3 protein-coding genes are annotated in these 3,244 nt (G+C 55.9%); 2 read left to right on the top strand and 1 reads right to left on the bottom strand.

All coding sequences use genetic code 11. The annotated features are described in order from the left end of the window. Positions 1-206: 206 nt before the first annotated feature. Positions 207-1,883, bottom strand: coding sequence for a DUF4127 family protein (locus ACTTKG_RS10070; protein WP_442674066.1), 1,677 nt, complete (start codon positions 1,881-1,883; stop codon positions 207-209). Between the two features lie 252 nt (positions 1,884-2,135). On the opposite strand from ACTTKG_RS10070, the gene rsmD reads away from it, so the two are divergent. Next, entirely contained in the window at positions 2,136-2,693 is a 558-nt protein-coding gene (rsmD, locus tag ACTTKG_RS10065; RefSeq protein ID WP_442674065.1) for a 16S rRNA (guanine(966)-N(2))-methyltransferase RsmD, read from the top strand. Positions 2,694-2,705: 12 nt separating this feature from the next. Next, positions 2,706-3,194 carry a pantetheine-phosphate adenylyltransferase gene (gene coaD / locus ACTTKG_RS10060; protein WP_442674064.1) on the top strand — a complete coding sequence of 163 codons (489 nt, stop codon included), beginning with the start codon at positions 2,706-2,708 and terminating at the stop codon, positions 3,192-3,194. Positions 3,195-3,244 lie beyond the last annotated feature (50 nt).

Raw genomic sequence — 3,244 nt, 5'->3', positions numbered from 1 at the left:
ACAGCTTGTTGTAAGCGTTCTTCCTTTCTATGACGGTAAACTATACCCACAAACGTCCACTTTGTGGACATTGTGCGTCGCCTTTACAGAAGCCTAGTCGATCGGCCTGCACCTTCGGCTTGACCTCTCGGGGCTTCATGGCAAAAAAGAGGCTGCACATAAGTCTTATGCGACTCGTGTGACAACCTCTTTTTATGATGCCGCGCTTAAGGAAGCACACGGATATAGGGTGTCGTTTCGAGATAAATCTCGAAGGTGCGCGGCCAAGGGAAGCTCATGTCAGCTTGGATGTCATAGACAAAGAGCAGCGCACTTTCGCCGTCGGGCAGATGGACGCGGAAGGGGCGGCGGCAGGCTTTTGTGCTTTTGAAGGTTTGCAGGCGCTCGTCCATAGCCTTTCTTAGCATCTCTGTCGCCGCGAGGTAGTCGCGCTCTAAGTCGAGGTCGTAAACATTTTTCGTGCCGTTCTTTTTCAGTCCCGTATTGACGAGGGTGATGACATCTTTGAGATAGAAGTAGTCCTCTAGGAAACGGTTGTTGAGCAGCTTGAGGTTCGCGGCGTGGAGTGCGAGGACTTCTTCTCTTGTCGCAGCTTTTTCGCGAGCGGCGGCGAAGAGCGCTGCCTGAGAGAGCGCCGTACCGACGGAGTTGCTTGCCGTGTTCCAGCCGGCGTAGGCGCGAAGTCCTTCGATGGGAGCGCCGCGTTCGATGAGGAGCGGCAGCAGCGTTTCTTCGGCGGCGAAGTGACGGCTGAGATCGACGAGCGCGACGGGTGTGCCTGCCGCGAGATAGGTTTCGATGCGCTTGACGCTTTTTCGACGTGCGCCGAGGTTTTTCTCACTCCCTGCGCTGATGAACAGCACGAAGTCGGCGCTGTCGGCGGATGCCGTACATACGCCGCCGAAGAGCGTGATCTTTTCCATCGCCGTTTCACGCATGGAGATCGCCATGAAGGGCAGAACTTCGTCGGGCGTTCCCTCGTCGTTCCAGTCGAGGTAGATTTGCGGGCGGCGGTCTGTTCTTTCGCCGGAGATGGCGGCGAGAAGCGTCAGTGCGAGTTCGTCGGCGCCGTGGACGATGGCGGCTTTTTCCGCAGGGAGTTGTTCGTCGATGAGGAGCTGCTGCAGGCGGCGCTTTTCGATGTTCGGGATGCTGTACGTTTCGCCGTCGTCCTGCCCGATGAGGAGACGATCGAGCGTACCTTCTTTGACGAGTTCGATGAGTGCGCGTGTAAGCCGTTCATTTTGCTCGAAGAGTGCGAGGTACCGCGCGAGGCTTGTAGGATGGATTTTCGCTTCAAGTTCCTGCATTTTTTCTGCGTCCGCAGGGTCGCCGCAGAGTGCATAGCGGTCGGCGAGGCGCGAGTAGGAAAGGAGGTATTTGTTGTCGTAGTAGTCGTCGATGCTCGCGGGCGGGATCATGCGCGGCAGGATGGAGAAGGCGCAGAGCGGCACGGTCGGGTGCGCGGCGTGCAGTTCACGCAAATAACGGACGAAGGCTTCAATTTCAGCGGGCGACTTTGCGGTTTCACGTGCTGCGAGCAAGCCGCCGTAAAAGAGCTGGTCGATGGAGAGGATGGCGGCGTCGCTCGTTTGGAGATTTTCGCGAAGCCACTGCTGCGCATCCTTCGTTTCGCCCGGCATGGTATAGTAGTCCTGCATTTCGTAGGGCAGTACGTCGATTTTCGTGCCCGCGATTTCGGCGGCGTCGAGCACGAGCTGGCGGCATGGCGGCCTGCCGTCGAGCGGCACGAACACGATGCGCCCGGATGCTTCCCGTGCAGCGTTGAGCGGTGCGCCGCCGTAGGTGGGGCGCAGGACTATGTGGTAGCAAAAGATCGTGCAGAGCGCAAGGATGAGCAGGCACAGCAGTCGCTTTTTCAAGAAAGTTCCTCCTTAATAGGAGCGCGGATAAATGCAGATCCCCTCTTTACCTAGCGGTGCGAATATGGGCGATTTCTTTTTATCCGTGCTTTCTCAGGAACCTTCATGCCGCAGCTTTATGCAAACGACGAAACTTTGTCGAAAGCTCCTTAAAAAACCATTCGTTTTCCAATATTATAGCATGGTGCAGTTCACGAAACGAAAAAAATATGATAAAATATGAAATGTTACCCTTGATTTTGAGGTGAAATTATGCGTATCATCACGGGCAAGGCGCGCGGCTGTCGTCTCAAGACGCCCAAGGGAGAGGCTACGCGCCCCACCGCCGATCGCATCAAGGAGTCGCTTTTCAATATCCTTGGACGGCGCGTCGAGGAAGCGTGTGTGCTCGATCTCTTTGCGGGTACGGGTGCGCTTGGACTTGAGGCTTTGAGCCGAGGCGCAGCATCGGCGCTTTTCGTCGATGAGAGGACGACCCCTTTGATCGAGGAGAATGCGGCAAAGACGCGGCTTTCGGCGCGTGCTGAGATCGTGCGCGGCGATGCTCTGCGCGTATTAGCGCGCCTTGGCGCTTTGGGGCGCAGCTTCGATTTGATTTTCTGCGATCCGCCGTATCAACGGGGATTTTGGGAGAAGGCTCTTTCCTCTGTGGATAGAGAAGGGCTGCTCGCCCCCGACGGCTGCATGATCGTGGAGCACGGCACGGATGAAGAAGAGCTTCCGGCGCTCAAGGAGCTTCGCTGCGTGCGTGAAGAAAGCTATGGCAAGACGACGCGGCTGCGCTTTTTTGTGCGGACTGCAAAGGGCTAGGAGGAAGTCTCGATGATTACGGCTGTATGCTCGGGGAGTTTTGACCCTGTGACGAACGGTCATGTCGATATTTTCGAGCGTGCGAGTCACATGTTTGACGAGCTGATCGTGGGCGTTTTCCACAACATTCGCAAGACGCCGTTTTTCACGGTAGAAGAGCGCGTGGAGCTTTTGGAAGAGGCGACGCGCCACATTTCGAACCTGCGCGTCGGCGCTTTTGAAGGCCTTTTGCCGGACTATATGCGCAAGGTCGGTGCGACTGTCATCGTGCGGGGACTGCGATCCGTCACAGACTACGAATACGAACAGAAGCAGGAGCAGATGCTCAAATACATCGCGCCCGACATCGAGACCGTGTTTTTGCTCACCGATCCGCGCTATTCCTTCGTCAGTTCTTCTGGCGTGCGGGAAATTGCAAATTTTCATGGACGCGTGACAGGACTTGTACCCGAGTGTGTAGAATTAGCTATAAACAGGCGTTTGGCAGATATGAATGGTTGAAGGAGCGCAGTTCCTTTGATTCCGATATAAAAATTTGGAGAAAAGACGGG

The organism is Selenomonas sp., from assembly GCF_052169755.1.
Lineage (GTDB): Bacteria > Bacillota > Negativicutes > Selenomonadales > Selenomonadaceae > Selenomonas.
Note: the sequence above shows the minus strand (reverse complement) of the source record. Positions and strands in the feature narration are given on the sequence as shown.